The sequence below is a fragment of the Virgibacillus alimentarius genome, from assembly GCF_017874635.1.
Classification (GTDB): Bacteria; Bacillota; Bacilli; order Bacillales; family Amphibacillaceae; genus Virgibacillus_B; species Virgibacillus_B alimentarius.
Map to the genome: position 1 here is coordinate 19222 of NZ_JAGIKX010000008.1, position 24166 is coordinate 43387.

General features: G+C 40.5%; 22 protein-coding genes, 1 pseudogene and 1 riboswitch. Of the genes and pseudogenes, 17 read left to right on the forward strand and 6 right to left on the reverse strand.

The window, feature by feature from the left end; all coding sequences use genetic code 11:
- Window positions 1–2: 2 nt before the first annotated feature.
- Window positions 3–3074 carry an efflux RND transporter permease subunit gene (locus J2Z81_RS06680; protein WP_226370955.1) on the forward strand — a complete coding sequence of 1024 codons (3072 nt, stop codon included), beginning with the start codon at window positions 3–5 and terminating at the stop codon, window positions 3072–3074.
- Window positions 3075–3207: 133 nt separating this feature from the next.
- Window positions 3208–3516, forward strand: a complete 309-nt coding sequence (locus J2Z81_RS06685) for a hypothetical protein (RefSeq protein WP_029269243.1) — start codon at window positions 3208–3210, stop codon at window positions 3514–3516.
- A 222-nt stretch (window positions 3517–3738) separates the two neighbouring features.
- Here J2Z81_RS06685 and J2Z81_RS06690 read toward each other — a convergent pair whose 3' ends face one another.
- Window positions 3739–4167: a DUF2935 domain-containing protein gene (locus tag J2Z81_RS06690; protein ID WP_029269241.1), complete on the reverse strand. Its 429-nt coding sequence runs from the start codon at window positions 4165–4167 to the stop codon at window positions 3739–3741.
- An 80-nt stretch (window positions 4168–4247) separates the two neighbouring features.
- Between J2Z81_RS06690 and J2Z81_RS06695 the strand changes: the two genes are divergently transcribed.
- The 3 genes from J2Z81_RS06695 (at window position 4248) to gndA (ending at window position 7337) form a co-directional block, all read left to right on the forward strand.
- Window positions 4248–4592 carry a hypothetical protein gene (locus tag J2Z81_RS06695; protein ID WP_226370956.1) on the forward strand — a complete coding sequence of 115 codons (345 nt, stop codon included), beginning with the start codon at window positions 4248–4250 and terminating at the stop codon, window positions 4590–4592.
- 83 nt (window positions 4593–4675) lie between these two features.
- Window positions 4676–5749 (forward strand): glycosyltransferase family 4 protein, encoded by a 1074-nt coding sequence (locus tag J2Z81_RS06700; protein ID WP_029271031.1) that lies wholly within the window; start codon window positions 4676–4678, stop codon window positions 5747–5749.
- Window positions 5750–5924: 175 nt separating this feature from the next.
- Window positions 5925–7337, forward strand: coding sequence for an NADP-dependent phosphogluconate dehydrogenase (gene gndA, locus J2Z81_RS06705; RefSeq protein ID WP_226370983.1), 1413 nt, complete (start codon window positions 5925–5927; stop codon window positions 7335–7337).
- A 154-nt stretch (window positions 7338–7491) separates the two neighbouring features.
- On the opposite strand, the gene J2Z81_RS06710 is transcribed toward gndA, so the two are convergent.
- Together J2Z81_RS06710 and zwf are read right to left on the reverse strand one after the other, a co-directional pair.
- On the reverse strand, window positions 7492–8445 hold the full coding sequence (locus J2Z81_RS06710; protein WP_029271033.1) for a hydroxyacid dehydrogenase: 954 nt from the start codon (window positions 8443–8445) through the stop codon (window positions 7492–7494).
- Between the two features lie 308 nt (window positions 8446–8753).
- Window positions 8754–10238 (reverse strand): glucose-6-phosphate dehydrogenase, encoded by a 1485-nt coding sequence (gene zwf, locus J2Z81_RS06715; protein WP_029271035.1) that lies wholly within the window; start codon window positions 10236–10238, stop codon window positions 8754–8756.
- A 686-nt stretch (window positions 10239–10924) separates the two neighbouring features.
- Between zwf and glmS the strand changes: the two genes are divergently transcribed.
- The 3 genes from glmS (at window position 10925) to J2Z81_RS06730 (ending at window position 13728) form a co-directional block, all read left to right on the forward strand.
- Window positions 10925–12727, forward strand: a complete 1803-nt coding sequence (gene glmS / locus J2Z81_RS06720) for a glutamine--fructose-6-phosphate transaminase (isomerizing) (RefSeq protein WP_029271038.1) — start codon at window positions 10925–10927, stop codon at window positions 12725–12727.
- 180 nt (window positions 12728–12907) lie between these two features.
- Window positions 12908–13005: riboswitch (guanidine-I (ykkC/yxkD leader) on the forward strand.
- A gap of 58 nt (window positions 13006–13063) precedes the next feature.
- Window positions 13064–13414: a DMT family transporter gene (locus J2Z81_RS06725; RefSeq protein ID WP_029271039.1), complete on the forward strand. Its 351-nt coding sequence runs from the start codon at window positions 13064–13066 to the stop codon at window positions 13412–13414.
- Entirely contained in the window at window positions 13414–13728 is a 315-nt protein-coding gene (locus tag J2Z81_RS06730) for a DMT family transporter (RefSeq protein WP_029271041.1), read from the forward strand. Before J2Z81_RS06725 ends, J2Z81_RS06730 begins: the two co-directional genes overlap by 1 nt.
- Window positions 13729–13968: 240 nt before the next feature.
- On the opposite strand, the gene J2Z81_RS06735 is transcribed toward J2Z81_RS06730, so the two are convergent.
- Window positions 13969–14247, reverse strand: a complete 279-nt coding sequence (locus J2Z81_RS06735; protein WP_029271043.1) for a YppG family protein — start codon at window positions 14245–14247, stop codon at window positions 13969–13971.
- A gap of 582 nt (window positions 14248–14829) precedes the next feature.
- On the opposite strand from J2Z81_RS06735, the gene J2Z81_RS06740 reads away from it, so the two are divergent.
- Together J2Z81_RS06740 and J2Z81_RS06745 are read left to right on the forward strand one after the other, a co-directional pair.
- The gene (locus J2Z81_RS06740) at window positions 14830–14955 is read left to right on the forward strand and encodes a YjcZ family sporulation protein (protein WP_084179337.1); all 126 of its coding nucleotides are present in this window, start codon (window positions 14830–14832) and stop codon (window positions 14953–14955) included.
- Between the two features lie 220 nt (window positions 14956–15175).
- Window positions 15176–15265 (forward strand): annotated as a pseudogene (locus tag J2Z81_RS06745) (YjcZ family sporulation protein); the annotation flags it as partial.
- Window positions 15266–15789: 524 nt separating this feature from the next.
- Here the strand turns inward: J2Z81_RS06745 and J2Z81_RS06750 are convergent.
- Window positions 15790–15891, reverse strand: coding sequence for a YjcZ family sporulation protein (locus J2Z81_RS06750; protein ID WP_084179343.1), 102 nt, complete (start codon window positions 15889–15891; stop codon window positions 15790–15792).
- Between the two features lie 366 nt (window positions 15892–16257).
- Window positions 16258–16809, reverse strand: a complete 552-nt coding sequence (locus J2Z81_RS06755; protein ID WP_226370957.1) for a hypothetical protein — start codon at window positions 16807–16809, stop codon at window positions 16258–16260.
- 252 nt (window positions 16810–17061) lie between these two features.
- Here J2Z81_RS06755 and J2Z81_RS06760 point away from each other — a divergent pair, with 252 nt between their 5' ends.
- The 7 genes from J2Z81_RS06760 to J2Z81_RS06790 all read left to right on the forward strand — a co-directional run bounded on the left by J2Z81_RS06760 (window position 17062) and on the right by J2Z81_RS06790 (window position 24156).
- Entirely contained in the window at window positions 17062–17457 is a 396-nt protein-coding gene (locus tag J2Z81_RS06760; RefSeq protein ID WP_226370958.1) for a VOC family protein, read from the forward strand.
- 157 nt (window positions 17458–17614) lie between these two features.
- Window positions 17615–17959 carry an ArsR/SmtB family transcription factor gene (locus J2Z81_RS06765; protein WP_226370959.1) on the forward strand — a complete coding sequence of 115 codons (345 nt, stop codon included), beginning with the start codon at window positions 17615–17617 and terminating at the stop codon, window positions 17957–17959.
- Window positions 17960–17975: 16 nt separating this feature from the next.
- Window positions 17976–19274, forward strand: coding sequence for an arsenic transporter (locus tag J2Z81_RS06770; protein ID WP_226370960.1), 1299 nt, complete (start codon window positions 17976–17978; stop codon window positions 19272–19274).
- Between the two features lie 34 nt (window positions 19275–19308).
- The gene (arsC, locus tag J2Z81_RS06775) at window positions 19309–19746 is read left to right on the forward strand and encodes an arsenate reductase (thioredoxin) (protein ID WP_226370961.1); all 438 of its coding nucleotides are present in this window, start codon (window positions 19309–19311) and stop codon (window positions 19744–19746) included.
- A 349-nt stretch (window positions 19747–20095) separates the two neighbouring features.
- Window positions 20096–21553, forward strand: a complete 1458-nt coding sequence (locus tag J2Z81_RS06780; protein WP_226370962.1) for an APC family permease — start codon at window positions 20096–20098, stop codon at window positions 21551–21553.
- 140 nt (window positions 21554–21693) lie between these two features.
- Complete coding sequence (gene galU, locus J2Z81_RS06785) at window positions 21694–22581, forward strand: UTP--glucose-1-phosphate uridylyltransferase GalU (protein WP_226370963.1); 888 nt, start codon at window positions 21694–21696, stop codon at window positions 22579–22581.
- A 456-nt stretch (window positions 22582–23037) separates the two neighbouring features.
- Window positions 23038–24156: a glycosyltransferase gene (locus J2Z81_RS06790; protein ID WP_226370964.1), complete on the forward strand. Its 1119-nt coding sequence runs from the start codon at window positions 23038–23040 to the stop codon at window positions 24154–24156.
- The last annotated feature ends 10 nt before the right edge of the window (window positions 24157–24166 follow it).

Sequence of the window (24166 nt, forward strand, 5' to 3'; positions counted from 1 at the left end):
CGGTGAAGTTAGTAAATACATCAGTTAAACGACCAGTTGGTGTGATCATGATCGTTCTTGCCGTCATTGCACTTGGCGTTGTATCTGTCCGCAGTCTGGTTATTGATCTTTTCCCAAAGATTGATCTGCCAGTTGCTGTTGTCGCTACAAACTATGAAGATGCAGCACCGGAAGAAGTTGAAAACTTAATCAGCCGGCCAATTGAATCCTCGGTCAGTTCAGTTGAAGGCATTGAGACTGTTCAATCACAGTCACAATCAGGCGCGTCCTTGGTATTGATGATGTTTAAAAATGGAACTGATCTTGATCAAGCACTACTGGATGTCAGAGAAAAAGTAGATCAAATAAAAGGCGCTTTACCAGAACGGGCTGGGGATCCAAATATTATGCGATTTAGCCCGGAGCAAATGCCAGTCATGTGGATTGGTCTGACAGGAAAAGAGCCTGAAGCATTAACAAAAATTGCGGATGAGCAAATTGTTCCTTATTTTGAACGGCAAGGAGGAGTAGCTTCCGTTACAGTTGAAGGAGCAAAAGAACGAGAAATTCAATTAATTCTCGACCAAGCAAAACTACAGCAGTATGGTGTCTCCCCACAAGCACTCGTCGAATCATTGAACAGTTCGAATAAATCTGTATCCGTCGGACAAATTGACAAAGGAAATCAGGACCTTCAATTAAGAGTGACAGGTGAATTTGAATCATTAGAAGATATTGAGCGTACGATTATTCAGACAGAATCCGAGTCAACCATTCATGTGGAAGATGTTGCCGAAGTAAAAGATACTTTTAAAGAAAAATCATCCGAAGTACTTGTGAATGGAAAATCATCAATGGTCTTGTCCATTATGAAAAAAACAGACGGCAATACGGTTGACGTTGCAAAGAATATCCGAAGCGGCATGGAAGATTTAAATAAAGAACTGCCAGATGATGTAAGTTTAGATGTCGTCATCGATACATCGGAATTCATTCAAATGTCAATTGATTCCGTTGTGAAGAACATTTTAATCGGTGGCATTATTTCCGTCTTTGTATTGCTTCTATTCTTAAAGAGTATACGTGCAACGGTTGTTATTGGATTATCGATTCCAATTGCAATTATCGCTACCTTTGCATTAATGTACTTTACAGGCGAGACACTGAACGTCTTAACGCTCGGTGGATTGGCCTTGGGGCTAGGGATGATGGTCGACAGCTCGATTGTTATTTTAGAAAATGTCTATTCCTACAGGCAACGCGGCTACAGCTTATTTGAATCAGCTACAAAAGGTGCTTCGGAACTGGCACCAGCTGTTATTGCGTCAACGACAACAACATTAGTTGTGTTTTTACCAATTATCTACGTGGAAGGTATAGCGTCGGATTTATTTACACCACTTGCACTGGCTGTTTCCTTTTCACTGATTACATCCTTGGTTGTTGCGGTAACATTAGTGCCGATGCTTTCATCGAAGCTGCTTCGGAAAGTCATCGATAAAGACCAGGGAAGAAGATATTGGTTTGACCGTTTTCTTGGGCGTGTTAATAATGGCTATCAGCGTGTCTTAAAATGGGTGCTGAAACACCGCAAAACAACGGTAGGTGGAACACTGATAGCAATTGTCGCCAGCTTGGCATTAACGCCATTTATCGGTGCAGAATTTATTCCTGCTTCGGACCAGGGGCAAATTGAAATTAGGGTTGAAACAGCACCAGGTAGCTCATTAGAACATACAGAAGCTATTACCGAAAAGGTAAATAAGAAATTAACTAAATATGATGAAACAACTGAAATGAGTTTTGCCAGTGTAGGTACGGATGATCTTGGAATGGGATCGAGCGTGAATCAGGCAACATTTACGATGCAGCTTATCCCATCCTCAGACAGAGAAAAAACAACAAAAGAAATTGTGCAGGAGATGGATAAAGACCTTCAGACCATTCCAGGGGCTGAAATCACGGTTAGTTCCATGGATAGCGGGATGGAAATGGGCGATCCCATCCAAATTCAGCTGAAAGGAACGGATCATAAGGTATTAACCGAACTTGCCGATCAAATTGTCACAAACATTTCCAAAGTAAAAGGTGTTTATAATCCTGAGTCAGCGGCATCTGAAGGTGTTCCGCAAATGACAATTGAAATTGATGAGGACAAAGCAGCAGAATATGGTTTAACGGAAGAACAAATTACAAATCAAATTCAGCTTCAATTCACCGGTCAGCTGGCAACACAGTATCGCGAAGAAGGGGAAGAGATGGATGTAACACTTCTTTATCCGGAAGGTGAACGAAGCAGTATCAATGATTTAGAAGGGATGAACATTCAATCGCAATCTGGAGCAAGCATCCCTTTAAGAGAAATTGCGAATTTAAAAGAGATCCAAGGTCCTGTTACATTACTGCGGGAAAATCAGCAGCCGCAGATGAACGTGACGAGCGATATCGTCGACCGTGATTTGATGAGTGTTGTAGGGGATGTCGAGGCCGAACTGGATCAAATGAATTTTCCAGAAGGATACAGCTATCAAATAGGCGGGCAAGCAGAGGATATGACAGAATCATTCACGGACTTAGCCTTAGCGTTGGTGTTCTCGATTTTCCTCGTATACGCTGTGATGGCCATTCAATTTGAGAACTTCTTATTCCCATTCATCATTATGTTCTCAATGCCTGCAACGGTAGTCGGTGTCATGGTTGGCTTGTTCGTTACCGACTTACCGCTGAGCATACCAGCCTTCATCGGAATTATTATGCTCGCGGGGATCGTCGTTAATAACTCGATCGTACTCGTCGATTATATTAATATTCTAAAGAGACGGGGAATGAATACGTACGAGGCAATCCTAAAAGCAGGACCAAACAGGTTACGTCCGATATTAATGACAACATTAACAACCGTATTAGCAATGGTGCCGCTTGGTTTGGCACTAGGTGAAGGTGCTGAAATGCAGCAGCCACTCGCGATTACGATCATATTCGGACTGACAATATCCAGTATCTTTACATTGCTGCTTATTCCAGTCGTCTATACGTTGTTTGATGATTTAACCAAAAAAATGACTAGACGAAAGAAAAAGAAAACAGTAGAATAAAAGAAAGACTACCCAAGTGGGTAGTCTTTGCTATATCAAGGTGCTTAATTAGCGCGTAAATTTGAATGGAATCATCATGTTTAACTAACACTTTAAATAAATACGCACGAACGTCAAAGGGAGGAGGGTTCCGATGTCACCTTCAAAAGTGATGAAATGGGTCACTGGGGGTGCCGAGGCATTTTTAGGCATTCCATTTTTCGGCGGACTGTTTATTATTAGTCAAGGCTGGATACCACTATTTGTCATGTTAATCCTGCATATTATCACACTCCTGCTTACTTCAAAGGACGGGGGAGCTAATGGCGGAAGTATTTTAGGCATTATTACATCTTGTGTCGGATGGGTTCCGATCCTTGGCATGATTATGCATATCATCACAGCAATTGTGCTGTTTTTCACGGCACTAAAGCCAGATAGCAACGTTGTGAAGACGATGTAGTGTTTGAGGCTGTCTCATCAGAGGCGGCTTTTTTGCGTATGTCTCATAGGGGGAGTGCGGTGTTGATCTAGCCGTGCCGTTTCCTCGGTCCTTATTTTAAAAACAGTCAGCTTATTACAAAAGGAATGCTATAGTGGAAGTTAAAGCATAAGGCAGTCCTTTTCACCTTTTTTAAAAAAAATAACAGCGTCACTACAGAAGTAACGCCTCACCAATATCAGTTTAAAGCTTTTCATATAAAATCGTCTGTGCGATTCCCATGAAATATTCCGATTCATCAATAATGTGATCAATCACTACTTTGGCCGTATGATTTCCTTTTGCTGCTTGGCTCTCCGTTTTAATCTGTCTGCAAAACTGGGTAAATGCAACACTTTCCTGCAAACAAAATGTAACGAGTTCCATCACCTGCTGATAGAGAGGAGGAGAAATGTGATAGTTACTGCGCTTAAGGGATGTAATAAAACGCCGCACCTGCTGATGTGTCGATTCAAGCACTTCCTCCCAGCGATTTAGCCCATCTATATAATGTTTTTCTAGATCTGTCATCAGCTCCCTCATGACAATGGTATGCTCCGCTTCCTGCTCCTTCCAAAATTCCGTTTCATCTAAAATCCTCAGTGGCATTTGACTCCCATAATAAAATTGCATTTTCCTTCCCCCTTCGTTGAGAATTACTTCTGTCCAATAATACGTATGTCCAATTTGAAGGAAACATGCTAGGAAATTGCATGGAGCAGTCTGGGCGGCGGAGTATCACCCGGAGAGAGTGGGGAATCAACCGGAGGGGGTGGAGTATCACCCGGAGGGGGAGAGGAATCAACCGGAGGGACAGCATATCAACCGGAGAGGGAGAGGAATCAACCGGAGAGACAGCATATCGTCCGGAGGGGGAGAGGAATCACCCGGAGAGAGGAAATATCAACCGGAGAGGGAGAGGAATCAACCGGAGAGACAGCATATCGTCCGGAGAGGATGAGGAATCAACCGGGGGGACAGCATATCGTCCGGAGAGAATGGAAATCAACCGGATAGGCAGTATATCAACCGACTATTATTTGCCTTTTTTGACATAAATAAGCTATAATTTAAGAAATCCGACAACAGGACGGTGACACCAGGAATGAGATGGTGCAACATCTAGAGCAAGGAGAATATTATGTTTAATTATGCTGATTTAGCCATCGCATTTTTTATTGCCCTCGTATCCGCTTTTTTAGTTACTTATCCAGTAAATAAGCTAGCCATTAAGGTTGGGGCGGTTGATCTGCCCAACCACCGTAAAATACATAAAGAAGTTACTCCCAGACTAGGTGGACTTGCTATTTTCATCGGTGCTTTTTTAGGTGCACTTTATTTGCAGCCGCATCATGAACATTTACCGGAAATTTTACTTGGCGGGATTGTCATTATATTAACCGGAGCGCTGGACGACAGATTCAGTTTACGTCCTGTTGCCAAGCTCACAGGTCAACTTGTAGCGGCCTCTTTTCTTGTCTCATCTGGACTGATTATTGAACGTATCACACTTCCTTTCCTCGGTGTAGTTGATCTCGGTTTTTTTAGTGTACTCATCACCGTTTTATGGGTTGTCGGGATTACGAACGCGATTAACCTGATTGATGGTTTGGATGGTCTTGCCACGGGTGTTACAACGATTGCGTTTAGCAGTATGTTTGTTATGGCACTCATTGATGAGCAGCTGATGGCAGCTTACCTGTGTATCGTACTCATTGGTTCCAATCTTGGATTTTTATATCATAATTTTCATCCGGCCAAAATTTATATGGGGGATACGGGGTCCAATTTTCTTGGCTACATGATCGCTGTTGTTTCCATGCTGGGCCTTTTTAAAAATATAGCGCTGTTTAGTTTTATCATTCCTGTCATTGTTTTAGCGGTGCCGATTTTCGATACAGTTTTTGCTATTGTTCGCAGGGCGTATAATAAAGAGAGTATCATGATGCCGGATAATAAACATATTCACTATCAACTGATCGCAAAAGGATACAGTCACCGGAAAACGGTCTTGATTATTTATACGTTCAGTGCTATTTTCGGGGTTCTGGCAATACTCTTTCAAAATGCATCGATTACGACCTCGCTTATTATCACATTTTTTATTCTTTTCCTCCTGCATCTTTTTGCTGAAATGGCAGGGCTTGTATTAGGTGGAAAGCGTCCCATTTTAGATAAAATTACAAAACCATTCATGAAAAAAGAAAAAGGCTAAGAAGGGGATTTTTCTAAAAAATAGGAGTCCCTTTTCTGTTTACTAAATATGGAAATCAGAAAGTAGTCTAAATTCCGTTAATTGATGAAGGCTTTGTTTGCATCATGAAGCCTATCTATGGTATTTTTAACTTTAATAGGATGCTTTTACGTTGGAATACGAAAGGAAAGAAGTTATGTCAAAACAACAAATCGGTGTGATTGGGCTTGCAGTCATGGGGAAAAATTTAGCCTTTAATATTGAATCACGAGGTTACTCTGTTTCTGTGTACAATCGATCACCAGAAAAAACGGAAAACATGATGAAAGAAGCTACGGGGAAGCAAGTGACCCCTCAATATAGTATCGAAGAATTTGTCGAATCGTTGGAAAAGCCCCGCAAAATCTTGCTGATGGTAAAAGCGGGTAGCGGAACAGACGCTACGATTCAGTCGCTGCTGCCGCATCTTGATCAAGGGGATATTTTAATCGACGGCGGAAATACTTATTTTAAAGATACACAGCGCCGAAGCGAAGAACTACAAGCACACGGCATCCACTTCATCGGTACAGGTGTTTCCGGCGGAGAAGAAGGAGCGTTAAAAGGGCCATCCATTATGCCTGGTGGGCAAAAAGAGGCATATGACCTTGTGAAGCCGATTTTAGAAGCTATTTCTGCTAAAGTGGACGGGGAAGCTTGTACAACTTACATTGGTCCGGACGGTGCCGGCCATTACGTGAAGATGGTGCATAACGGAATTGAATATGGCGATATGCAGCTCATTTCAGAGGCATATTTTATTATGAAACATGTGCTAGGATTAGAGGCCAATGAGCTGCATGAGGTATTTACAGCGTGGAATAAAGGGGAATTAGATAGTTACTTGATCGAAATTACCGCTGATATTTTCACCAAAATAGATGAAGAAACAGGAAAACCGCTTGTTGAAATGATTTTGGATACAGCGGCACAAAAAGGAACTGGAAAATGGACGAGCCAGAGCGCACTCGATTTAGGAACGCCACTGCCAATTATCACTGAATCAGTGTTTGCCCGTTTTATCTCCGCGATGAAGGACGAGCGTGTCCATGCAAGTAAGGTGCTGTCAGGACCGGAAGTTCAGCCATATGCGGGCGATAAGGCTGAACTGATAGAAGCAATCCGCGAGGCGCTTTATATGAGTAAAATCGTTTCGTATGCACAAGGATTCACGCAAATGAGAGCTGCTTCGGAGGAATATGATTGGAATTTGGATTACGGAAAAATTGCGATGATATTCCGCGGGGGCTGTATTATCCGTGCGGCATTCCTGCAAAAAATTAAAGAAGCTTACGACCGGGATGCGAACCTAGCCAATTTATTGCTGGATCCGTATTTTAAAGAAATTGCGGAGGGTTATCAAAAGTCACTGCGTAAAGTGATTGCCCTTGCGATTGAAAATGGCATTGCTGTACCAGGATTTATGGCAGCTTTATCGTATTATGATAGTTACCGTTCCGAAAAATTACCGGCAAATCTCTTGCAGGCACAGCGCGACTACTTTGGCGCGCACACCTACAAGCGCATCGACAAAGAAGGTACCTTCCACACCGAATGGATAAATGAATAGGGAGAGGGAGCAGAATAAATATGTTCTGCTCTTTTTTGTGCTGTTTTAGTGTGAAGCACTGAATACTGGAAAATAAAACTTCCGCAGTCCTTTTATACGGGGTGCGGAAGTTTTTATGTCTGCTGTTCTTTCCTATCCTAAAAACGCCTCTAAATCAAACCACCGCACAAAGCGACTGACCGCCGTTAAGTACTTTCATCACTTCCTCAGCAATCAGCATGGCTGTCCGGGACTGCGCGGCATTCGTGGCGCCGGCAATATGCGGGGTAAGACGGATAGATGCAATCTGTGTGAGCGGTGAATCTTTCGGAATTGGCTCTGCTTCCAGCACATCAAGGTATGCTCCAGCGATTTCCCCTGATTGTACAGCCTCGATGAGATCCCCTTCGTGTATGATTCCACCTCTTGCCGCATTAATCACATAGGCATGAGGTTTCATATGCGGAAAATTCTTTTTGTTGATCATATGCCGGGTTTCTTTTGTCAGCGGGACATGAACCGATACAAAGTCGGATGCAACTAGCAGTTCATCCAGCGTGTTTACTGATCGAACTCCGGTTTCTGCCAGGATATGGTCGAACGGTGTAACGAACGGATCATAACCGATTGTCTCCATTCCAAAAGCATTTGCTCTTCTCGCGACACGGTGGGCAATTTCGCCCATTCCGACGAGGCCAAGTGTTTTCCCGTTTAATTCATTACCAGTAAAAAATTTCCGATTCCAATTACCACGTCGTACATCAGCATCTGCATGATGGAGCGGTCTATACGCATCCAGCATGGACGCCATCACATATTCCGCAACAGACGTAGCGTTTGCATGTTTAGCCGTAATCACCGGTATGTTTCTGGATGATGCTGCACCTAGATCGATGTTATCCAGTCCGACACCAAGTCGCCCAATAACTTTGGCGTTTTTTGCCACGTCAAGCAATTCAGCATCGACTTTTGTTTCATTCCTGACAATGAGTGCATCATACGCTGGTGCCAATGCAAGCAATTCCTTTCTTTTTCGCCCCAGTTCCATATCGTAGTCTACAGAGCAGCCACTTCGCTTGAGCTCTTTCATCCCATCATCCCACATCAACTCGGTCACAAGCACCTTCATGAACATTCACTCCCTGTAATCATGATCAACTTATCTATCTGTTCCTGATTATTCCTTGTTGTAAACTGTTTCGCGCTACTGATTATATGCAAGGACAGGGAAAAATAATATAAAATAAGAAAAGAAGCGACTCTTTAGGTGCAGCGAGCACTGATCAACATGTGTGAAGGGCTGAATAATCGGGAAATGCGCTGATAAAATTCCAGAAGCGCTGAATAAATAAAGTAACTCCGCACCGCTGAATTCGAAAAAAGCAGCATATAAAAAAGGAAGCAAAAATGCCTTTTTGCTTCCTTTACCATCATCCATTATTCATCTAAAATCGGCCACCAGTGAAAGCCATCTTTTTCAAGGAGTTCCTCTGCTTCTTTTGGCCCCATGGATCCTGATTCATAATTCGGGAAATGAGCTGTTTTATTTTCCCAAACGTCAAGTAAGGCATCGACATATTGCCAGGAGAGTGCCACTTCATCCCAGTGGGTAAAGTTCGTTCCGTCACCAAGCATGCAGTCCAGAAGCAGTTTTTCATATGCTTCCGGTGTATTAACTCCATCAATTCCAGTGTTTTTATATGCGAGCTTGATAGGCTCTGCAAATGCTCCGGTTCCTCCCCTTTTAGCATTAAGGTGGAGAGTTACCCCTTCATCTGGCTGAATATTAATGACCAGTAAGTTTGGGTGTTTATCCGTTTTATTTTCATAATATAAATTCATTGGGATATCTTTAAATTCCACAACGATTTTGGTTGATTTATCTGTCATCCGCTTTCCTGTACGAATATAGAATGGAACCCCTGCCCAGCGATAATTATCGATCATAACCCTTCCAGCTACAAAGGTCTCGGTATTGGAAGCGGCTAGTTCCTCTGCCTCGTGTTGATATGCCGGTACCTTTTCATCGAGGATAGAGCCTTCTCCATACTGTCCGCGCACAAAGTTTTCATCCACTTGGTCTTTTTCAACGGGGCGTAGTGCACGAAGTACTTTGATTTTCTCTGAGCGAATTTCTTCTGTCGTTAATTTAATTGGCGGCTCCATCGCGAGCAAGGAAACCATCTGAAGCATGTGGTTTTGTACCATATCCCGGGTTGCTCCAGAGTGATCATAGTAGCGGGCTCGTTCTTCAACACCAAGTGATTCACTGGATGTGATTTGAATATTTTCGATAAAGCGGTTATTCCATAAGTGTTCAAAAAGTCCATTAGCAAAACGGATTACTTCAATATTTTGTACCATTTCTTTTCCCAAGTAATGGTCGATCCGGTAAATTTGGTTTTCCTCAAAAGCTGCGCGAATCTTATTGTTTAATTTTTTTGCAGATTCTAAATCATGGCCGAATGGTTTTTCAATCACAAGGCGAGACCAGCCGGTGCCCTCCTTTAGTCCATTTTCTTTTATTTGATTGGCTACCGTGCCAAAATATTCAGGTGCCATTGCTAAATAAAAGATTTTATTACCATCCGTTTGATATTCCGCGTCCAACTCATTGATTAACGTACCTAAGGTTTGATAAGTGGATGCTTCTTGCACATCAAAAGGGTGGTAATAAAAATGAGAAGTAAAGTTCTTTAGATTTTCTCGCATGCCAAAGCTGTTTTCAATTGATTTTTCTACATGGTCCCGCAATGTATCGTTATCCCATGGTCTTCGCCCGACACCAATCACTGCAAATTCCTCGCCAATGTTTCCATTTTGACGGAGCCTGTAAATGGATGGGAACAGTTTGCGTTTAGCTAAGTCCCCTGTAACTCCAAAAATAACAATAACCGCTTTTGGTTTTTGTTTATTACTCACAACACGTCCACCTCAATTTTATTAAAATAATTTTCTGAATATCCGATTCATATAGGAAAGGGGGTGTTTAATCAACTGCCCGTGGACGCATACTTTTCATCGTCCGTTCTTACTGTGGATAGTTACAGTCTACATGAGTCATACGCTCCTTTTCAAGGATGATGTTCATGCGTTTAAAATGAAAAGATGTTAACATAGCAAAAAACTTTGCTTGCTTTCATATACTAATTCATACTCCCTCTGAAAAAAATTGACAAAACGAATGCTTGTTGGTTAAAATGAACTGCATCTTCTTACATTTGTCATGTGAAGAGGGTTAATTATAATGGAAAGGTGGATCGTTGTTAAGAGACAAGAAAAGCGCCAGAACTATTTTCAGACCGGTCAGGAAAATAGTTGACGAGGTGGAGGCTAATCGAGTTTTTTCGGCGGATTCCTCCCGATTGCACATCCCAATCGTTATGCGTTGTTCTGAAACCAATGAGGTAACTTGTTGTACAAAAGGATAAGCAGGATGAAAAATAAACGATCACGAGAAAGGGGCAACACGCCCCGAAACAGAGATGAGATGGAAGAGGTCAGATGAAGCGTAAGTAGACCTTTGCATCTGGGAGTCTTGCAAATAGGAGAAAAAATTCCCTTGTAAAGGACGTTTGTTGCCCCTTTAATAAGGAGGAAACGACGATATGTGTGGAATTGTTGGTTATATCGGACAAAATGATACGAAGGAATTATTATTAAATGGTCTTGAAAAATTAGAATATCGCGGTTATGACTCAGCTGGGATCGCGATGCAAAATAATAATGGAATGCGTCTTTTCAAGGTGAAAGGTCGCGTCAAAGCACTCCGGGATCGAGTGGATAGCTCGATTCATGCAACAATGGGAATCGGCCATACCCGCTGGGCGACACATGGCATACCGAGCGAAGAGAATGCACATCCGCACCAAAGCGCGTCTCGCAGATTTACACTTGTTCATAACGGGGTTATTGAAAACCATCAAGAATTAAAAAAGGAATATCTCAGCGATGTAACGTTTAATAGTGAAACAGATACAGAAGTGATTGTTCAGCTCATGGAAAGGCTTTGTGCGCAATACCAGGATACTGCTGAGGTTTTTCGCCAAGTAGTGAGGCTTTTAAAAGGTTCCTATGCAATTGGTATGATGGATGCAGAAGACCAGGAGACACTTTATGTTGCAAAAAACAAAAGTCCATTATTAGTGGGTATTGGAAACGACTTTCATGTTGTAGCAAGTGATGCAATGGCAACATTAAATGTAACGGATCAATATTTGGAGATTTTAGACCAGGAAATTGTTCTGGTAAATAGAAACAATGTTAAGATTCAGAAGCTTGATGGCACTGCTGTTCATCGCAAACCATATACAGCTGAATTGGATGCATGGGATATTGAAAAAGGAACATATCCGCACTTTATGTTGAAAGAGATTGACGAACAGCCCATTGTTATGCGAAAAATCATTAAAGCGTATCAAAACGAAAATAATGAGTTGAAGCTGGATCGAAATGTACGTGAAGCAATAAAAGCATGCGATCGCATTTATATAATTGCGTGTGGCACAAGTTACCACGCAGGATGGACGGGAAAGCAGGTCATTGAAAAACTGGCAGCAATCCCAGTTGAAGTCCATGTCGCAAGTGAGTTTTCATACAACATGCCGCTCTTATCGGCAAAACCGTTATTTGTCTTTATTTCCCAGAGCGGAGAAACAGCTGATAGCCGTGCCGTATTAGTTAAAATAAAAGCAATGGGATATCCAGCACTGACGATTACAAATGTGCCAGGGTCCACCCTTTCTCGTGAAGCAGATTACACATTGCATCTATATGCAGGGCCAGAAATTGCTGTCGCATCAACAAAAGCATACACTGCGCAAATAGCTGTTCTAGCGATTTTGGCAGTAGACGCTGCACAAGCAAAAGGTATTACATTGGATTTTGATCCGATGCAGGAGCTGGCAATTGCTGCGAATGCGATGGAGATGTTAACAGATCAAAAAGAAGCAATGGAAGATCTTGTTGTAAACCATCTGGAAAAAGCACGTCATGCTTTCTTCATTGGCCGCAGCAGTGACTATTATGTATGCCTAGAGGGAGCATTAAAACTGAAAGAAATCTCCTACATTCAAGCGGAAGGTTTTGCAGGCGGGGAGTTAAAGCATGGAACGATTGCGCTCATTGAAGAAGGAACACCGGTGATCGCACTAGCAACACAGGCCAATGTCAACTACGCCATTCGCAGCAATGTGCAAGAGGTAGTGGCTCGGGGAGCAAATGCAATGGTCATTAGTATGAAAGGGCTTGAGCAAGAAAATGATACCTTTGTTTTACCACACGTGCATGCATTATTGACACCACTTGTGACGGTTGTCCCTTTACAGTTACTGGCATATTATGCAGCATTACATCGTGGCTGTGATGTGGATAAACCAAGGAATTTAGCGAAGAGTGTGACAGTGGAGTAAGGGACATGGAAAGTTCATCATGTTTCGTGGATTTGAAAAAAGTTTGATCATTTATGAAAAAGTTTGATACAATTAAGTTAATGAGTGAGCGTGTGATAATTCCACAATCGTGCCTAATTGCTGAAAATGCTTTTTTGAATTCGTTTAAAATGTATGTTTAACGATAAACAATTGCATAAATAAAATGTTTTCTAGGGTTCCGTAACCATGTTGTTGGTCTGGTCCGAGAGAAAACTCACAGTCATGCTGTGTCACGGAAGGATAAAAGCCTGGGAGATAACTGTTAAACAGTTTCTCTTGGGCTTTTTATTTTATCTAAAATGGGAGGTAATTTGGATGAATATAAACTGGATTAAAGTATTTGTTGCTGCCTTTTTAGAAATTTTTTGGGTGATTGGATTAACTCATTCACATGATTTATGGACATGGACTGGTACGGTTATTCTGATTATAGTAAGCAATTATTTAATGATATCAGCAGCACAAGTACTTCCTGCTGGAACTGTTTACGCTATTTTTGTGGGTATAGGTACAGGAGGTACTGTTGTTGCAGAAATACTTTTCTTTGGTGAACCATTCAGATGGGGGAAAATTTTCCTAATAGCAGTACTTTTATCAGGAGTTATTGGTTTGAAATTAGTTACAGAAAATAAAAGTGACAAGGTTAAGAAAGGAGTTGAATCTTGATGGCTTGGTTTACTTTAATTTTAGCAGGTATACTCGAGATATTTGGTGTTGCAATGATTAATCAATTGTCTGTAAAACGAAATTGGCAAACAGTTATTTTATTAATTTTAGGATTTGGCTCAAGTCTTGCATTTTTAAGTTATTCATTGCAATTTATTCCTATGGGAACAGGTTATGCAATTTGGACAGGGATTGGTGTTGTAGGAAGTGCCTTAATTGGGATGATTGTTTTTGGAGAATCAAAGGATTGGAAAAGAATAGTCTTTATAATTTTGGTATTATGTTCAGCCATCGGATTAAAACTTATTTCATAAACCAACATTGGAAAGCCTAATTACTTAAAACCAGGGAGAATTATAAATGAAGTTGGAATGGACTGAGCAAGCGTTAGAAGGCTTACATCCATCTCCTTTCATGACTAAAATGGATGCATGATGATACATACCGTTGTATAAGAAAAGGATCGCCCCAAACTATATAGGGACAACCCTCGTTTTTGAACCATTGATGTCATCATCGCTGCCTTTTATTAGGGAAGCAAACATCCTTAGATATTATTTGTTTTTCAATAATGAAAATACACCACTACCCATTTGTTTCAATTGTCCAGCTAATTCCCGCGTTTTTTCTGCAGTTGAAAATAGTTTATCCATGTCCCAGTCGCCTTCTGGTGTTTTGAATTCCGACATCATTTGGTTTAAAAGGTCGGACTGCGTAGTTTGATTTGTAGGAGGCGGTTGTTGAGAAGAGGGGGGGCGAATACCGAACATCATATCGAATGGATGCCCCATAGGCCTGTCGTCGTTTTGGCTGGGTTTCTTTTGAAAATGCATAAATCACACTCCCTTGTTATGATTGTCTAACTCATTGGTAAATAAACTTCGGTGGGAAACGCAAATGTTAAGAGCGATTATTACAACAAGATCCTCAAACGAAATAGAATGGAATAAATTGTATTTCGCATGTGAAAATGGAGCCACCTAAAATAAAAGGAATTGCCGAATTAAGCGTGGCTTAATTCGTTTCTTTTGATTGTCTTCAGATATTTTTATCCCCCTAACATATGCAGATATTAGTATCCTATTCTTCATGAATTATCGATGTATAGGCGTTTACGTCTAGGTTTTTGAATACAATAGGTAAAAAAATTTTTCATCTAGGGTTCATTACAAACGTTTGATTTAGAAATAAGTAAAAGGAGCATTTCTATAATGAAGGTGTTTGAGGATGAAAGAAAATCCTGTTGTAGAAGTATTTTTCTTACTCCCTAAAAGCAGGGGTGTGAGATGCTTTTCATCGAACTTTTTTATAAACGATTTAACATTCTTTTAAAGAAATAATAAGCGTATACCCAGTCAAAGTGAAACCATTTGTCATAGGTTATTAGTGATGAAAATCATAAAGGAGGAATTCGAATGTCAGATGAACATGGATATGGAGGATATGGATATGGTGGTGGCTTTGCGCTAATCGTTGTGCTGTTTGTACTGTTGATCATTGTCGGTGCCTCTTTTGGGGGTTACGGCGGATACGGATATTAAAAGACTTGATTCAAAATAATTAACATTAATTTGAGGGATTATCTGCTAAAAAGGTTATCTGTCAAAAAAGGTTAATGAAGTATTGTTGCGTTCGTAATCCCCCGCAGAGGAGTTAAACGGGGTTTTACGAACGTTTAGGTAGCGATTAAAACTATAGAGGGAGGGATCCTTTATGTCCCGTGGATATGGTTATGGTTGTGGCCATGGTGGCTATGGCGGATACGGCCATGGTGGTAGCTTTGTGTTAATCGTCGTATTATTCATTCTGTTAATTATTGTAGGCGCTGGAGCATTTGGACACGGTTATTAAGGAACCAAAAAATTAAAGGTTAGACGCTATAAGTTAAGCGTTACCACCAAAAAGACACGGATTCAAAACGTTAGGGACCTTTTTGATAATAAAAAGCTGAATTTCATCAGGTTAGGGGTGAAATTCGGCTTATTTTTATTTTCCCTTTGTTTTAGGGTTAAAGATAATTAGGCACCTAATCCATACAATCTAGAAAAGAGATCCCCCTTTAAAAAGCAGGTTAACTACCGAGTTGGCAGTCAACCTATTATTAGGATACTTGTCTATATTTAGAAAAAGAATAAAGATGTTAACAATACTAAGGAAGTGATTGCAAAGAAAGGAAAAAAGGATCCTCCTCTACCTGAAGAAACGTAAATTCCCCTAGGTGTAACATCCGTAAGAACGCCGCGATAACATTTACCATCGTAATCTTTGACTTCCACTGGTTTTCTGTAGTACTTACAAGCATGATGATATAAATATTTAGCTGACATTGTTGTACACCTTTCCTTCACTAGGAGGGACTGAGCCCCTGTCCTAGTTTAATATCCAGTAAAACGGGTACCTACGATAATAAGAAGGATAAACAAAACGACGATCAACGCAAATCCTCCGCCATATCCGTATCCACCATAATTAGACATATATACTCTCCTTTCTTACAGGTGATATTTATGAGGATGGAATGACTAGTGTTTTCTCCCACGTTAAATGCAAACAGTCAACTGTTTTTAGACAACAGCTGGAGATGTGTCGTGTTGTTTAATGAATGAGATCCTCACAATATAGCATATGTTAAAAAGCTGATTTCGAATGGACGCATGACGAAGGGATGGAAATAAATCGAAAGGAAGGCATGACTTTATGATTGAGCATACAGAAACAGGCGCATTCCTGTGATAAGGATTGCGCCTGTTTGACATGCCTGAATCTCGTAAAAACGGCGGTGAATCTAGATTTTAAGAAGAAGGGGGGAGTGATTCCTTTCGATTGCTGATACCCTAAAGAGGTTAATAGAAATACGGGAAGAAGAGCCGTCTTAAGGAGAAAAATGGAAAACGTCTGCGTCTGAAGCGGCGGAACCTTCTTGGATAACCGTATCCTCCATAACCGTAATTATAGCCATAATCAAACTGACGTGGCCTATCCCCTTGATTCTCTCTATCCATATCTCCTACAGGCATAAGTAGATAGACATCTTCGTCCGATACACCGTCAATAATGCCATCATACATTTGACCATCCATACCTTCACATTGGATGAAATGATATTTGTACCTTTTGCATAAATCATACATGTAACGCTGGTGCACCGCGCTCTTGTTATCTGATTGCATATGGAAACTTTGATTATTCCATGTTTGAGGATAGTTATTTTGATAACCATACATCATGCCACAATGACGATAATCAGGCTGGGCATACATTGGGTGCGGCGCATAAGCAGGAGTAGGGATATAATATGGTACGTTTGAAGGACCAGCACCATAATCCGGTGTTACCGGTTTTTGATCTTCTCTATTAGCCGATTGTTTCGCTTCAATGTTGAATTCTTCTTCCATGGAAAAATTCCTCCTTACATTTTTAGATGGTCACTTTACTACTATATGAATAGGAGGAAGTCCAAGATACAAAAAATTTTATGGAAGGATAATTGCCGGCCCTACATACCGTATCAGAGCTGTACGCATGATCCTAGCCTAGCATCGCTTGTTCTTATTCAATAATCGCCGCGGGTTAGAAGAAAAATGGATATTCTATTACGAAATGATTTATACTGTTAGAAAAAAGGTAGGAGAAGGAGTGGATTTATAATGAAAAAGGTCACGCCATTCTTAATGTTTCAGGATGGAAATGCAGAAGAAGCTATGAATTTTTACACGTCCCTCATGGAGGATTCACACATTACAAAAATTGTTCGATATGGAGCGAATGAAGCTGGGGAAGATGGAACTGTCATGCAGGCTGTTTTCACCTTAAAGGGGCAAGAATTTATGTGTATTGACAGCAATATAAAACATCCGTTCTCGTTTACACCTTCGTTCTCGATCTTTCTTACATGTAATTCGGAAAAAGAAATTGTGAATCTTTATGAGAAGCTCCTTGAGGATGGACAAGCACTTATGCCTTTAGATGAGTATGGTTTTAGTAAAAAATTTGGTTGGCTCAATGACCGCTTTGGCGTTTCGTGGCAACTCAATCTACCTTAATAAAATGGGGAACTTCCTGTTTTCCTACTACTAATAATAAGTATTATTATTTTTACTATCGGTGCTTTGAAGGAACACAAAATGGAGATACAAATTTGCACTATATAAGCAATTAATTATATAATGATATAGAAATGAAAGAGGGGGTGAAACCAATATGCTTCAAACAACCGTTGAAATGGAAAAGGCAGCAATGATTTTAAAGTTGTTAGGTGATAAAACGCGTTTAACCATGGTAAAAATACTGGATAAACACGATTGTTGTGTTTGCGAATTTGTTGAGATTTTTAAAGTGAGTCAACCGTCCATTAGCCAACATCTTAGAAAGTTGAGGGACGTTGGACTGGTGGAAGAGGAACGGAAAGGGCAGTGGATCTTTTACTCGATTAATAAAGACAATGATTATTATCCATTTGTTCAGCAAATTCTTGACCAATTACCGAGTCAAGATCAGAAATTAAAAGAATTAGAGGAAAGAGGTACGCGCATTATTTGCTGTTAATGGAAGGGGGGATATAGTGACATCAACGCTCATACTAGCAATTTTAATCTTTTTAGCAACACTTGTTTTCGTTATTTGGCAGCCAAAAGGGTTATCCATTGGATGGTCTGCAATCGGCGGTGCAATCATTGCTTTAATCGTAGGTGTTGTTGGGTTTCATGATGTAATAGCTGTAACAGAAATTGTTTGGAATGCAACGCTTGCTTTTGTTGCGATTATTTTAATCTCATTAATATTGGATGAAATTGGACTATTTGAATGGGCAGCACTTCATATGGCTCGAGTCGCAAAAGGCAATGGAATAAAGATGTTTGTCTACATAAGTATATTAGGTGCAATGGTCGCTGCCTTTTTTGCGAATGATGGTGCAGCTTTAATACTGACACCTATTGTGCTAGCGATGGTTCGTAATTTAAATTTCAAAGAAAAAATGGTTTTTCCGTTTATTATGGCGAGTGGATTTATTGCGGATACAACATCTTTGCCATTTATCGTAAGTAACTTAGTTAATATTGTTTCGGCCGATTTCTTTGGTATTGGATTTGTAGAATATGCTTCTAGAATGATTATTCCGAACCTGTTTTCACTAATGGCGACGATATCTATATTATTATTTTACTTTCGAAAAAGTATTCCGAGATCTTATGATGTCTCTAAATTAAGTGAGCCTAGTTCTGCAATAAAAGACCATAAAATGTTTCATGTCTCATGGTATGTGCTTGGATTATTACTCATTGGTTATTTTGTGAGTGAGTTTATTACACTTCCTGTTTCAATTGTTGCAGGCATCATCGCTATTTTCTTCATCCTTATGGCAAGAAACAGTGAAGCGGTTGATACGAAAAAGGTCCTAAAAGGGGCACCTTGGGATATCGTATTTTTCTCCATCGGAATGTATGTCGTGGTATATGGACTAGGGAATGCCGGGCTTACAAATGCGTTAGCTACTATTATTGAAACAACAGCAGAACAAGGATTATTCGTCGCTACGATTGCGATGGGCTTTATTGCAGCATTTTTATCTTCCATTATGAACAATATGCCGACAGTAATGATTGATGCGCTTGCAATTGCCGAAACAAGTACATCCGGTGTAATGAAAGAGGCACTGATCTACGCTAATGTGGTTGGATCCGATTTAGGACCAAAAATCACACCAATTGGTTCACTCGCGACATTGGTATGGCTTCATGTTTTATCGCAAAAAGGGGTAAAAATTTCATGGGGAACCTATTTTAAAACAGGGATCGTTTTAACAATTCCAATTCTGTTTATCACCTTATGCGGACTGTTTTTGACATTAGTGATTTTATAAGCATTTTTTTAGGGATATATGAAGGAGGCCAAGGATGACAAAAAAATTAATCTATTTCCTATGTACAGGGAATTCCTGTCGCAGTCAAATGGCGGAAGGCTGGGCAAAACATTATCTTAAGGACAATTGGGACGTTAAAAGCGCGGGAGTAGAAGCCCATGGTTTGAATCCGAATGCTGTTAAGGCAATGAAGGAAGTAGGGATGGATATCTCCAATCAAAAATCAGAAATCATCGACACGGGAGTTTTGAATCATGCAACGATGGTTATTACGCTTTGTGGGGATGCGGAAGATAAATGCCCGATGACACCACCTCATGTCAAGCGTGAACACTGGGGATTTGATGATCCTGCAAAGGCAGAAGGAACAGAGGAAGAAAATTGGGAAGTATTCCAGCGTGTACGAGATGAAATAGGGGAAAGAATGAAACGTTTTGCGGAAAAAGAAAAGCGAAAAAAGCATCATCTTTAGGTACTGCATCTAGATGCGACTTGTATAAACCTTCCTTTATAAAAAGTCCTTTTATATGGAAAAACCCATTTTGAACCATTTTTTTCAAAATGGGTTTTTTCTATTTGCGGATCACGAACCTTGTTATGTTGCTTTGCGATCAAATGGGGCGAAATAATCATTTATACCATTATGCGCAAATGATCAAATACCAAAATAGTGAAAATCCTTCAGATATGATCTATAACAAGTATAAAATACCATGTATAATAGAAAAATCTGCGAAATGCTGTAAATTTTATATTTGCTGTAAAACCACCTTTTGATATAAAATGGTAAGAATATATAATAAACACAAAGGAGTTCCAGCATGAAAGAGAGAACAACCCTGAAGAAGTCTTTTAAGGCACACTGGATATGGGCGATTGCTTTAGGATCGTCGATAGGCTGGGGTGCATTCGTTCAACCCACAACATGGATGGGTTCTGCCGGTCCACTCGGTGTAATCATTGGATTTGGCATTGGCGCTTTATTAATGATGTTAATTGCTGTAAGTTATGGCTTCCTCATCAAAAGCTTTCCTGTATCAGGCGGAGAATTTGCCTATTCGTTTGTTAGTTTAGGGCGCACACACGCATTTATTTGTGGGTGGTTTTTAACATTAGGTTACATATGTATTGTTGCGCTAAACGCCTCCGCGTTTTCATTAATGTTCAAATTTATTTTTCCCAAGGTGATTGAAACATTTCATCTCTACCAAATTGCCGGGTGGGATGTTTACGGAATGGAAATTATTATTGCAACTGTATTACTTGTGATCTTCGGGTATTCCAATATAAGAGGGACAGGTTTATCCGGTAGAATACAGTTTATTTTTTGTGGTGTCATGATTCTTAGTGTTATTGGTCTAGCTTTCATGGTAGGCGTGCAGCCAGGATCCGGGCTTTCTAACGTAAAGCCATTATTTCCGCCGGATAAAACAGCGCTTGCAGCGATTATATCGATCGTCGCTATTGCTCCATGGGCGTTTGTCGGCTTTGATAATATTCCGCAAGCTGCTGAGGAATTTAAATTCCCTTCCAGCAAGGCATTTACACTCATTATTTTAGCCATCTTTTTTGCGGCTGTATTATATAGTCTGATGATTATGACGACAGCAATGATTGAACCATGGCAAGGACTGATCGCAAAGGATCACGTTTGGGGGACAGGTGCTGCTATTGGCGAGTTACTAGGTCCAATCGGCCTCCTGATCTTAGCTGTTGCTTTGTCTATGGGTATTTTTACTGGATTAAATGGCTTCATTATTTCTTCGAGCCGTCTATTGTTTGCGATGTCTCGTGCAAAAATTTTACCAGAAGCATTTTCAAAGCTGCATCCGAAATATAAAACACCGTACATCGGGATTATTTTTACATCGGTTATCGCCATGTTTGCACCTTGGTTTGGCCGTGAAGCATTGCTATGGGTGGTGGACATGTCTTCCATCGGTGTGTCCATTGCATATTTTTATACATGCTATACTGCTTTTACATTATTTAAAGTTTCGATGAAGGGAGATTTTGACCCTGCCATCCATACTGTTTCCCCTTTTAAAAAGGCGGTAGCAGGTTTTGGGGCATTAGCAAGTATTATCTTTATCGGACTATTGCTGATCCCTGGTTCACCAGCTTTTCTCGGAATGGAATCTCGAATTGCACTTATTGCATGGATGTTACTCGGATTTGTCTTTTACCTGGCAAAACGGACGGAATTTAATCGAATCCCGAAGAAAGAACTCAATTATTTAATTTTAGGAAAAGAGAAGATTGTCTCAGAAGATAAGTAGCTTTTCACAGTAAAAATAAAGATCCATTTTCATGGACGTACGCGCATTTTGCTATTAAAATTGTAGGAAGGCAAAGCGTTATGCTAAACTTACATTAGTAATGTATAAAAACATTTTCGCTATACAAAGGAGTTAAGAGAATGAGAGTAAAAAAGGCGATCATACCAGCAGCTGGCTTAGGTACCCGTTTTTTACCTGCAACAAAAGCACAACCGAAGGAAATGCTGCCAATTGTCGATAAACCAACCATTCAATATATTGTAGAAGAAGCGATTAACTCCGGGATAGAAGATATTATTATTGTTTCCGGACGAGGAAAAAGAGCGGTAGAAGACCACTTCGACGTGTCGTATGAACTGGAGGAAACCCTTGCCCACAAAGGGAAGGTAGAGATGCTTGAAATGGTTCAATCCATTTCAAAAATGGCAAATATCCACTATATTAGGCAAAAAGAGCCTAAAGGCCTTGGACATGCAATTTATTGTGCGAATCGTTTTGTCGGAAATGAACCATTTGCTGTTCTATTAGGTGACGACATTGTGGAGGCAGAAGAGCCTTGCCTGAAGCAATTGATTAACGTATATGATGAATATCAGTCTTCTGTGGTAGGGGTACATGACGTACCGATGGAGGACGTTTCCAAATACGGGATTATCAAACCGAAAGCAACAAATGGCTACGGACCATCCATACGCGCAATCGAATCATTAGTGGAAAAGCCAGATGTCGAAAAAGCACCATCCAACTTAGCGATCATGGGACGGTACGTGCTTTCACCGGAAATTTTCGATATCTTGGAAACTCTGGAGCCAGGCAAAGGCGACGAAATCCAATTAACGGATGCCATTGAAAAATTAAATGAACAAGAGCAAGTACTCGCTTATAATTTCGTTGGAGAGCGGTACGATATTGGAGATAAATTAGGCTTTGTTCAAGCAACCATCGATTTCGCATTAAATCGGGAGGATCTGCATGACGATATTAAGGCCTATATGGAAAAAACATTAGCCTCCTTAGCGAAGAAATAAAGAGGGAGATGAACGGAAAGGGATTTGGGATGAATACGGCCAAATCCCTTTTGTTTTGGAGATGTGATGGGGGTGACTTGGCGCAAGCAATCATGCGTAACTATTGAAACTCGAGCGACAGCGTCAGGAACTGGCGCAATAACCAACAAAAGTCGCGCAGCAAACCCACGCACTCGAGCAATAAAGAGTTAAACTCGCGCAACAAGCTCACAAACTCGAGCGACAGCGCCACGCACTCGAGCGATAAATTAACCTATAAGCCACCGAGCTCGAACAACGGCAAGACAGCTTCCCTTAGAACCTTCCAACATGATTTTCCCTCCTGAAAGAAAAAGTTCCTTCTTTTGTTTAATTTCGACAATTTATTTATTAGGCAGGCTATGGTATAATTCGGTGAGTATTCGTGTGGATTTTTAGCTTTAAAGTTTTTCAGTGTAAAGGGAAGGCTGAGTTATTGTGAAAAGAAAAAAAGTGTTGTTTTTCATTTATCAAATGGGTGCTGGCGGTGCGGCCAGAACACTTCTGAATATTATAAACAACTTGGATCGAAGTAAATTTGAACCTGTTTTAGTCACGTTGGATTATAATAGTGACTATGAGGCGAATGTGAAGTCTGATGTTACCTTTATTAAAATAAATGAAAAGCGTTTAAGGAATGCGATTTTCCCTTTAGCTAAACTGATTAGAGAGTTAAAGGTCGATCTTGTATTCAGTACGATCCCGAATTATAATACGATTGCTATTTTGGCAAATTTACTTTCGTTTACCCGTGCGAAGAACATAGTAAGGGAAGCGGATAATTTGAGCGGGGGCTTTTTGACCGACTTAAAATTACGCGGCTATGGAATGATGTATAAATGGGCGAGTCAGGTTGTTTCTTTATCTGAAGGAGTGAAACAAAATCTGATTCAAAGGTATAAAGTAAAATCTGAAAATATTAAAGTTATTTATAATCCCGTAGATTTAAAAAATATACGTAAACATATGAATGAAGGGGTGCTGGCTGAGGAACATCTTCCTATTTTTCATGGGGAGGAGAAGGTGATTATTACAGCTGGCAGGCTCGTGAAACAAAAAGATCATCAAACACTCATCGACGCATTTGCGAAGGTGCATAAGCAAATAAACAGCAAGTTAGTGATTTTAGGGGAAGGTCCTTTAAAGGATACGTTAATCAAGCAAACGGAAAGATTAGGCATCCAAGATAAAGTACATTTTATCGGGTTTCAAAATAATCCATATGTTTATTTTAAACATGCCGATTTGTTTGTTTTAACATCGATTCATGAAGGGTTTGGCCATGTGCTTGCAGAGGCGCTTGCGACCGGGGCTCCGGTTGTTTCGACGGATTGTGCATCTGGTCCTGCAGAGGTGCTAGACGACGGGAAGTATGGATTGCTTGCTCCGGTTGGCGATGTGAATGCTATTGCAAACAACATGCAAGAAGTCCTGACCTATGATAAGGAAAAATTGGACCGCGTCAAGGAAGCGGGCTACAAGCGAGTCGAAGATTTTGATGCACGTCAAATCGCTGACGAGTATGGGGCCTTATTTACAGAAACGATGGCGAGATAGTGTAAGATAG

What these genes read in the sequence shown, in the direction of transcription:
- J2Z81_RS06685 (WP_029269243.1), top strand. Translation starts at nt 3,208, where the DNA reads ATGTCACCTTCAAAAGTGATGAAATGGGTCACTGGGGGTGCCGAGGCA.
- J2Z81_RS06690 (WP_029269241.1), bottom strand. Translation starts at nt 4,167, where the DNA reads ATGCAATTTTATTATGGGAGTCAAATGCCACTGAGGATTTTAGATGAA.
- J2Z81_RS06695 (WP_226370956.1), top strand. Translation starts at nt 4,248, where the DNA reads ATGGAGCAGTCTGGGCGGCGGAGTATCACCCGGAGAGAGTGGGGAATC.
- J2Z81_RS06700 (WP_029271031.1), top strand. Translation starts at nt 4,676, where the DNA reads ATGTTTAATTATGCTGATTTAGCCATCGCATTTTTTATTGCCCTCGTA.
- gndA (WP_226370983.1), top strand. Translation starts at nt 5,925, where the DNA reads ATGTCAAAACAACAAATCGGTGTGATTGGGCTTGCAGTCATGGGGAAA.
- J2Z81_RS06710 (WP_029271033.1), bottom strand. Translation starts at nt 8,445, where the DNA reads ATGAAGGTGCTTGTGACCGAGTTGATGTGGGATGATGGGATGAAAGAG.
- glmS (WP_029271038.1), top strand. Translation starts at nt 10,925, where the DNA reads ATGTGTGGAATTGTTGGTTATATCGGACAAAATGATACGAAGGAATTA.
- J2Z81_RS06725 (WP_029271039.1), top strand. Translation starts at nt 13,064, where the DNA reads ATGAATATAAACTGGATTAAAGTATTTGTTGCTGCCTTTTTAGAAATT.
- J2Z81_RS06730 (WP_029271041.1), top strand. Translation starts at nt 13,414, where the DNA reads ATGGCTTGGTTTACTTTAATTTTAGCAGGTATACTCGAGATATTTGGT.
- J2Z81_RS06735 (WP_029271043.1), bottom strand. Translation starts at nt 14,247, where the DNA reads ATGCATTTTCAAAAGAAACCCAGCCAAAACGACGACAGGCCTATGGGG.
- J2Z81_RS06740 (WP_084179337.1), top strand. Translation starts at nt 14,830, where the DNA reads ATGTCAGATGAACATGGATATGGAGGATATGGATATGGTGGTGGCTTT.
- J2Z81_RS06750 (WP_084179343.1), bottom strand. Translation starts at nt 15,891, where the DNA reads ATGTCTAATTATGGTGGATACGGATATGGCGGAGGATTTGCGTTGATC.
- J2Z81_RS06755 (WP_226370957.1), bottom strand. Translation starts at nt 16,809, where the DNA reads ATGGAAGAAGAATTCAACATTGAAGCGAAACAATCGGCTAATAGAGAA.
- J2Z81_RS06760 (WP_226370958.1), top strand. Translation starts at nt 17,062, where the DNA reads ATGAAAAAGGTCACGCCATTCTTAATGTTTCAGGATGGAAATGCAGAA.
- J2Z81_RS06765 (WP_226370959.1), top strand. Translation starts at nt 17,615, where the DNA reads ATGCTTCAAACAACCGTTGAAATGGAAAAGGCAGCAATGATTTTAAAG.
- arsC (WP_226370961.1), top strand. Translation starts at nt 19,309, where the DNA reads ATGACAAAAAAATTAATCTATTTCCTATGTACAGGGAATTCCTGTCGC.
- J2Z81_RS06780 (WP_226370962.1), top strand. Translation starts at nt 20,096, where the DNA reads ATGAAAGAGAGAACAACCCTGAAGAAGTCTTTTAAGGCACACTGGATA.
- galU (WP_226370963.1), top strand. Translation starts at nt 21,694, where the DNA reads ATGAGAGTAAAAAAGGCGATCATACCAGCAGCTGGCTTAGGTACCCGT.